The organism is Thermoleptolyngbya sp. M55_K2018_002, from assembly GCF_015295965.1.
In the GTDB taxonomy this organism is placed as follows: Bacteria; Cyanobacteriota; Cyanobacteriia; order Elainellales; family Elainellaceae; genus Thermoleptolyngbya; species Thermoleptolyngbya sichuanensis.
In genome coordinates, this window is the sequence record NZ_DVEA01000376.1 from 1 (window position 1) to 6,491 (window position 6,491).

The 6,491-nt window shown below is 57.9% G+C and carries 5 protein-coding genes; 1 reads left to right on the plus strand and 4 read right to left on the minus strand.

Translation table 11 applies throughout. From position 1 onward, the window contains the following. Window positions 1-270: 270 nt before the first annotated feature. On the plus strand, window positions 271-471 hold the full coding sequence (locus IGS51_RS19445; protein WP_297080446.1) for a hypothetical protein: 201 nt from the start codon (window positions 271-273) through the stop codon (window positions 469-471). 156 nt (window positions 472-627) lie between these two features. Here IGS51_RS19445 and IGS51_RS19450 read toward each other — a convergent pair whose 3' ends face one another. From IGS51_RS19450 to IGS51_RS19465, 4 genes are read right to left on the minus strand one after another with little or no spacing between them, the layout of a single operon-like run. Next, a complete protein-coding gene (locus IGS51_RS19450) occupies window positions 628-2,712 on the minus strand; it encodes an ABC transporter ATP-binding protein (protein ID WP_297080447.1) in 2,085 nt (694 codons plus the stop codon). 59 nt (window positions 2,713-2,771) lie between these two features. Continuing rightward, on the minus strand, window positions 2,772-4,358 hold the full coding sequence (locus tag IGS51_RS19455) for an FAD-binding oxidoreductase (protein WP_297080448.1): 1,587 nt from the start codon (window positions 4,356-4,358) through the stop codon (window positions 2,772-2,774). Window positions 4,359-4,405: 47 nt separating this feature from the next. Then, window positions 4,406-5,170: a peptidylprolyl isomerase gene (locus IGS51_RS19460; protein WP_297080449.1), complete on the minus strand. Its 765-nt coding sequence runs from the start codon at window positions 5,168-5,170 to the stop codon at window positions 4,406-4,408. Window positions 5,171-5,209: 39 nt separating this feature from the next. Next, window positions 5,210-5,776 (minus strand): photosystem I assembly protein Ycf4, encoded by a 567-nt coding sequence (locus tag IGS51_RS19465; protein ID WP_172357825.1) that lies wholly within the window; start codon window positions 5,774-5,776, stop codon window positions 5,210-5,212. Between the last annotated feature and the right edge of the window lie 715 nt (window positions 5,777-6,491).

Genomic DNA, 6,491 nt, shown 5'->3' on the forward strand with positions numbered 1-6,491 from the left:
GGATTTAGGGGGATCTTGCACGCTTTGCTACAAACAGTAGGACTTTTCAAACATCTTCTCAGTCAGATTTCTCAGTCAGATTTCTCAGTCAGATTTCTCAGTCAGATTTCTTGAGCGCAATTTGGGGACTACAGGCTCGATTGAGATGTCAGGTTCGACGCGAGTTTTTATGCAACGGTCAGAAATATTGGCTTAAACGGTTTCAACATTGGCTCGAAAGCCGTTGCGTTGATGGATTGGATCTGTGATTGGTTGAAGCTGTTTTCTGCGATGCAAACTCGCTATAGTTCCAATTTGCTCGGCCGCATCGGTCAACCTCATTCCCCGTGTGGGGAATTTTTGGCGATCGCGCCAGCGTTGCGGAGCAATATCGCAAAGTTGTCGTCCTACTCTACGCGCAGCCAAACGGCGGGCTGGGAAGCCTGGAAGCTCTGGAAGCCCCAAAAGCTCTGGAAGCCCAGATTCAGCTAGTTTTTGAACCTAATCCCTGGTTCTCTGAAAGATTCCTTCAGGAATTACGCACTTGTGATAAGTTTTCTGGATTTTGGACGATTTCTCACGGACGCAGCCCGCGAGAAATTGTCCAACTGCGTAAGTCCTATCTCTCTGAAAATTGCTGAAAATTGCTCAATCCGACTTGCCTTCATAGCCGCGTTCCAGCGCCTCCAGACTACGAAGCACGTTGAGCGTGGAGTAGTAGGCTTCTTCGGTGAGTTCAATCTGCTCGTCGGGGTCTGTCACAATGCCATCGACCAGCAGCCGCAGAGAGCCGATCATGGCGTTGAGCCGATTGCGGATTTCGTAGGAGCGGCGGGCTAGCTGGGTGGGTACGGCGCTGGCGCTGGGGGCCATTTCGTCGGCAAACTGGAGGGCGCAGAGGCGGGCGTAGTAGCCGTTTTGCCGCAGCAAGTTCTCGTGAGTGCCCAACTCCACCACGCGGCCCTGGTCGAGGACGGCGATTTGGTCGGCCCGCTGCACGGTGGAGAGGCGATGGGCGATGACCAGGGTCGTGCGATCGCGGCTAAGGGCTTCGATGGCGGCCTGCACAAGCCGTTCGGATACGGTGTCGAGGGCGCTGGTGGCTTCGTCGAGGATAAGGATTTCGGGATTTTGCAGCAGGGCGCGGGCGATCGCCAGCCGCTGGCGCTGTCCCCCAGAGAGCAACAGGCCGCGATCGCCAATCAGGGTATCCAGACCGCTCGGCAACTGCCGGATAAATTCATCGGCATAGGCGAGTTTTGCCGCCTGCCACACTTGCGCTTCGGTTGCGTCGGGACAGCCGTAGGCAATGTTGTCGCGCACCGAAGCGTTGAACAAAATCGTGTCCTGGCTGATGATGCCCATTGCCCGCCGCACAGTTTTCAGGTCAAACTGCCGCAGATCGATGCCGTCTAGCTCCACTGCGCCCAGCGTCGGGTCATAAAAGCGGGGCAGCAGATCCGCCAGGGTCGATTTGCCCGCGCCAGATGCACCCACTAGCGCCAGCGTCGTGCCCTTGGGCAGTTCCAGTGAGATGTGTTCCAGCACGAAGCGATCTGGCTCCGCAGGGCCATTGCGATTTTGTGCCGCACCACTGGCGCGATTTGCGAAGCGATCCCTGCGGGAGTCGCCCGCTGTATAACTAAAAGACACATCCCGAAACCGAATGCCCTGCCGCAGACCAGTAAAAGGAATCGTGCCATTTTGCATAAACGGCTTGTCGCGGCGGTCCAAAAAGGCCTGGGTCTGCTGGATGCTGGGCAGGGCGTTGGCGAACTGGTTGCGGGCGGTGTTGAGCTGGGCCAGCAGCGGCAGCATCCGAAACAGCAGCAGCAAAAACGTCAGCAGTACCGTGGAAAGCGTCTGCATTTCTGCTGCCAAAAACGTGCGCCCAATCCACACGATTAAAATCAGCGCCACCACGCCGACGACTTCGCTGAGGGGGGCGATCGCCGCTGAGCTAGCCAAGGATTGATACTCGGCCCGTTCGCGATCGCGCACCCGCCACCGCAGTCGGGCATATTCCTGGTCTTCCGTCGCCGATGCCCGCACCAGCCGCATCCCGGTCAGCACGTCCAGCAGGGCGATGGAGTAATGCTTTGAGGCTTCCGACAGGGCTTCCCCATACTGGCGCGATCGCGCTACGCTCATTTGATTCACCAGCGTCACCCCCGCCAGCAGCCCCGCCGCCACCAGCGTCAGCGGCCACGACAGCGCCAGCAGCAGCCCCAGAAAGACCAGAATCGTGATACCCGTCGTCAGCCCCCGCACCGCCGTCGCCACGGCCGTCGCCGAGCGGTTCACCTCTACGTTGAGCTGGTTCATCACGTCGCCCAGACTGCTGTCCGCAAAAAAACTCAGATCCACCGACAGCAGCAGCCGCAGCCCCGCCTCACGCCAATCCGTCACCAGCACTCGCTTCAGCGCCCCCGCCACCAGCGCATTGCCATAGGCCGCCAGATTTTTCAGCCCGATCAGCAGCACCACTGCCACCGTCATCACCCACAGCCGCTGCCCGTCCGGTAGATTTTCAAACGGACTCAGTAGCCGCTGAATCGCCTCCGGCAGCCCCCGCAGCGGCACAGGCTGTCCCAAAAAATTCAGCAGCACGGGTACAATCAGCGCCGTACTCACGCCATTGAACACGCCCCCCAGCAGCCCCAGCAGCACCGTCAGCCCGATCCAGCCAGGGTATCGGCGGGTGATGCGGAAAAGAAAACGAGAGGGGGGCATGGGAGGATAGGGGAATGGGAATGGGAGCATAGAAGGGAGAGCGACGTTCTGGGGGCTGCCTATTCTCCCTGCTCTTCCTGCTCATAATCCCCTCCCGACCCATACTTCCAGGCATCTAGCCAGCGTGAGATGCGATAGCGCCAGGGGGGCGGCAGCGACTTGCTCCAGGGGCGGAGCGATATGCCTCCAAAACGCTTGTGCAACTGCCCGATTTGGTCTAGGCCCGCGTATAGCCCCAGGTTGGCATAATGCCAGAGCCAGCCTGCGAGAGTGCCCAGCCCCACCTGCGGAATGATTTGCAGCACAATGCGGGGGTGTGCTACTGAGGTTCGCAGCATGGCTTGGGCCAACGCGGGAAACTGCACCACGTCTTGCAAAAAGGGCCGCAGCACGGGGTCACCCAGCGCGGCCATATCGGCAAACACTGCCGAGAGCAGTTGATTAATCCGGTCAGGCGGTACGGTCTGGTCAACCCCGACGCTCATGGCCCGCTGAAACAGCCAGGTCACAGAGAGATTGGGTTGGTAGGGTTGCAGCAGCGCTAGGGCAGAACGGTGGAGTTGGTCGGTTGCTAGGGCCTGGTGGATGCCGTCTGCCAGCCGGGGCAAGTGGCGCAGCATCGCTCCAAAGCCGCCAAAGCTGAGGGGAGATTGGCCGCCGCTGCTGTCGCCGATGGGCAAAATCCGGTTCCATCGGGGCTGGAGCGGACTCTGGCGATAGCAGGGGAAAAAGCCATAGAGCGATCGCCTAATGTTTAGCGCTTCCAGCGCTACTCCCTGATACTGCGGCAATAGCCGAAAATACTCGTCAAACAACTGCTCCAGGCTGGGGCGGCTGGGGTGTGCGTCCAGATAGGTGAAGAGATACGTTGTTCTGCCGTCGCGGGCGGGAAACGCCTCCCAAAAATATTGACACTGGTTTTCAATCGGCGTGATGGAGGCAAACAGGTCGCCCGTTTCGTTGTGCGGAAAGCCCTGAGCGCAGGTGCCCACCACCATACAAACCGCATCCGGCTTCTGTCCGCCTCTTGCCTGCTGGCTAATGGGCGAAAAGTGCCCCATCGCGTCTAGCAGCAGCCGCGTTTTGAACCCGTTGCCAGCCTGCACTGCCACACCATCCGGGTGAACCGTTGCCGCAGCGAACCCCGTCTGCTCGAACAACTGCCCACCTGCTGCCAGAAATTTTGCTTTCAGCGTTTCGAGCAACTGTCGGGGACTCACGCCCACATTCAGCACGTCTCGCACCCAGAGTTCGGTGCCGCCCTGAAAGGCGATGCGGGCAGGATTATATTCACTGGCGATCGCCCCCTCCAGTTCTGCCGGACTCAGCAGATGCAGGTAGACTAGCACCGCCAGTTCTCGCCGCGAAATATTCCACTCTTGGTCGCGCCCCTGCAAAATGCCCCGCTCCAGCAGCGCCACCCGCCAGCCCCGCCGTACCAGCGCACAGCCCATCAGCAGCCCCAGCGTGCCGCCGCAAATCACCACGTCCCACTCGGTTTCGCCCAGCGGCTCTGAGGATTCAGTTATGACAGTGGGACAGGGAATCCTGCCCTCTCGATAGGCTTGCCACAGGGCATCGGCTCGGCGCAGCCCCACTAGCGGATTATTAGGCAAGGCAGACAGGAGGGTTTCGGCAAGTCCCATCGGTTGCTCACAGGAGTAAAGTGCGCGGGATAAAAAACCGTGTGCCCCTAGCCACCCGTCTTCAGGTTTTCCAACCCTGCGGTAACGCGGGCCGTCTCAATGCGATCGCCCTGCTGAATCTCGTCCACCACGTCCATCCCGCGGGTTACATGGCCAAACACAGCATACTGCCCATCCAAAAAGCCCAGATCCGCCAGGGTGAAATAAAACTGCGACGAAGCCGAGTCAGGAAACTGCGATCGCGCCATTGCCACAGCCCCTCGCGTGTGTTTCAGCACAGGCGCAGTTCCAGGCTCCAGCGTTTTCCCATACACGGGTTCCGCTGCACCAGCGGGCTTGATTTCTAGCGGAATGTAGCGCGGGCTAGAGGTGGCAGGGTCAATAAAACTGCCCGTCCCCAGCATCCCCAGGGGCACACTGGCATCTTTGCTCTGGGGGTCGCCGCCCTGCACCACAAACGGCTCTGGCTCCCGCACCACGCGATGAAACATCAGCCCGTCGTAGACCCCGCGATTCACCAAATCGACGAAATTGCCGGCGGTAATCGGTGCATCCTGGCCGTTCACCTGGATTTCAATGGGCGACCCCTTGACCCGAATTTCGACGGTCGCTTCGCCGTCCAGTCGTGCCAGGTTTGCGTAGGGCGTAGACGGGCCAGGAGCGGGCGTGAGGACGGGCGATTGGGCGATCGCCGAGTCGCCAGATGCAGTACCAGAACTAGCGCTGTCCGTATTCGCCCCCGAACAGCCTCCAATTAGCATCAGGCCAACCAGTCCAATCAGGGCGAACCACCGCCCCATTTTCTGTCTCATTGCGCGTCTCCTAGCTCCTAAACTAGCTCACTCAACTTGCTACAGACCTTCCAGCGGCACACCCAAAAACCGCGCCAGTTCAGCGCCTTCAGTTTCCAGTTCTGCCAGCGCCATCGGTTGTCCCACCCGCGTCAGGGGAATGTCGCCCTTGCCTTTGATCCGCAGGTAGAGCGATCGCTTCGGGTTGAGTCCTTCTTTAATCTGCACGCGAATCGCCTGCACGTCCTCTAACTTATGAGTGACTTCAATTTTGCGGTTCTTGCCCGGAAAGCCCGACCGAAAAATCGTCAGCATTCCGGTGTCTCGGTTGAACTCGTTATAGCCGCCGCCCACATCCCACAAAATCACCAGCCACAAATAGGTCGCCAGCAGCAGCGCCAACACGCCGTAAAACCCCATTACTAGCCCCTGCGGAATAAAAACGAGCTGCGTTGGGTCAGAAAACGGCAGCAGATTCACTTTCAAATAGCTGGAAATGCTGGACAGCAAGAAGCCTAGTCCTCCGCCCAAAATTACCGTCGCCCACCAATAGTTGCTCAGGCGGCGAGACCCCACAACCGTCTTCCGCAGCACGCGGCTCTCGGTGGACACACTGGATGCGGTCATACTCTCAATTTCCCAGGTCGTTTTTAATGTGTTCAGATTGAATTGATTTTGATTAGGACTTACGCGATTGTGAGGATTTCTCGCGGGTGCAGCCCGCGAGAAATCGTCCAAAACCCAGAAAATTTAATCGCAAGTGCGTAAGTCCTATTTGATATCTACTGGATATCTGGCTGAGGAGCAAAGCACCTCAATCTCGATTATGCTGCACATCTGGCCCCTCAGCCGGAGCAGATCTCTCCTCAACGGCATTCGCACTAGCCTTGTCTAAGTCCAGCGAATAACTCTCAAAGCTCAGGCCCAGCGCTAGCTCAGTTTACGACCTGCTTAATTTCCTTCCAGTCTCTCTCAGGTTTTTACAGCGTTCTTAGAGAGTCTCCACAACCCGATATCCAGAGAAATCAGGCCATTTCGGGTTCAGCCAGTGATGCGAAATCTGAAATGAGAGGTACGTATCGGATTGTAAAAATTTTCGTATGTACTTATCATATAGACAAATCTAAACTGGCTTGGTGAATTAAGAGCTGGGTACAAATACCTGCTTGGGCTTTGTTTCCCTAAAACCAAGTTGAGTCACACCACTCCAATCGGGACGCTGATTCTGGTCAAACAGAGTCACACCGTGAGAGGATTGGACTTTGCGCCATATTAAGAGGTTATGAAATGACCATAGCAATGGGAAGAGCGCAAGCCCAGCGAGGATGGTTTGACGTTCTCG

What these genes read in the sequence shown, in the direction of transcription:
- IGS51_RS19445 (WP_297080446.1), top strand. Translation starts at nt 271, where the DNA reads ATGCAAACTCGCTATAGTTCCAATTTGCTCGGCCGCATCGGTCAACCT.
- IGS51_RS19450 (WP_297080447.1), bottom strand. Translation starts at nt 2,712, where the DNA reads ATGCCCCCCTCTCGTTTTCTTTTCCGCATCACCCGCCGATACCCTGGC.
- IGS51_RS19455 (WP_297080448.1), bottom strand. Translation starts at nt 4,358, where the DNA reads ATGGGACTTGCCGAAACCCTCCTGTCTGCCTTGCCTAATAATCCGCTA.
- IGS51_RS19460 (WP_297080449.1), bottom strand. Translation starts at nt 5,170, where the DNA reads ATGAGACAGAAAATGGGGCGGTGGTTCGCCCTGATTGGACTGGTTGGC.
- IGS51_RS19465 (WP_172357825.1), bottom strand. Translation starts at nt 5,776, where the DNA reads ATGACCGCATCCAGTGTGTCCACCGAGAGCCGCGTGCTGCGGAAGACG.